The organism is Luteolibacter flavescens, assembly GCF_025950085.1.
Lineage (GTDB): Bacteria > Verrucomicrobiota > Verrucomicrobiia > Verrucomicrobiales > Akkermansiaceae > Haloferula > Haloferula flavescens.
On the sequence record NZ_JAPDDS010000056.1, the window covers coordinates 1 to 1,162 of the forward strand.

General features: G+C 50.9%; 1 protein-coding gene. It reads left to right on the forward strand.

Going from position 1 to position 1,162, the window contains the following annotated elements:
* A partial coding sequence (locus OKA04_RS24975; RefSeq protein WP_264503859.1) for a hypothetical protein occupies positions 1 to 249 on the forward strand: 249 nt, incomplete at its 5' end.
* Between the last annotated feature and the right edge of the window lie 913 nt (positions 250 to 1,162).

Here is a 1,162-nt window from a genome sequence, read left to right on the forward strand (position 1 = left end):
TGGCAATTAGTCCAAACAAGGTTGGCACCCCAGACTTCAAAGCTGCAACAGCTTAATCCAGCATACCGGAAAGTCGGTCCAACAATAACCATGAAAATTGATGAGCACCAACAATTACCAACATTAGACAAGTCATTCCTGAAGCACCATGTAATGAGCACAGGTGATCACAGCAAAACATCATCATCTTGCTTCAGATGTCAAGCTTCAGATGTCAAGATCCCAGACGGCCACCTCAACCAAGTTTGATTCGCAAGAATACTCCTTTCTTCGGGTGACTTCAGGTTGAACTTGTCTTCAGGTCACCTTAAAACGACGAGAGAATGCTACAATTTCTTGGTTGTTGCGCTGTAGCTCCACGTTTAGATTCACGCGCGATCGTTGAACGATGTAGTCGCAGTGGGATCTGAGGACAACCAGGGGACAACGGGACACAAGATTGGGGGGAGAACCCGGGGCTAAACAAAATAACCCCCGTGCGAACTCCCCCCAGGACACAAAAAGAACATCTTTATTACGGTGGCCTGCCATGCGAGCGCACCCAACATGGCAAAGGCCAATCTTGCGTTGTCACATCTCGCGTTCTTTTTTCGTCTCTTTTTCTTTTGACCCTCTCAGACACAAGCACCTCGCTTGTTACATGTTCTCTTACCTTGCCGCCTTCATCTCAGCACACGGCTCCCTCGAACAACATCTCTTAGATCTAATAATTATCGAAAGTTCATCGAATAATTATCAATACAAAGAGACATCATCGCGCGAGGCCCCGATGGAGAGGATCCAGGCGACGACCAGCCTCCTCCCTCGCCCCGCCGCTTCATCCACGCCAGCTCGTACGGAGCATGCCCCAACCGGACCTCTAAGAGGTCAGATCGGCTCCAGATCTGACTCGCCGAACGCGAGGACGAGCAGCAGCAGCAGCTTCCGCCGATAGATCCATGGCCGCCGAAGGATGAGCAAGTCCATCCAAGATCTGAAACCTGCGCAACAGAAAAAACAAACGCGTGTTGTCCATATAAAGGGAGGGAAAACCTCACCGTTCCGGCATCGGAGGCGACGGATTCGACCCGGAATCAAACGGAAGTCCTACCATGGAAGGGATTCGGGGTGGCGAAATTCTAGTTCTGGGAGGAGGAGATGGGGAAAGCGGCTAGGGTTGCTT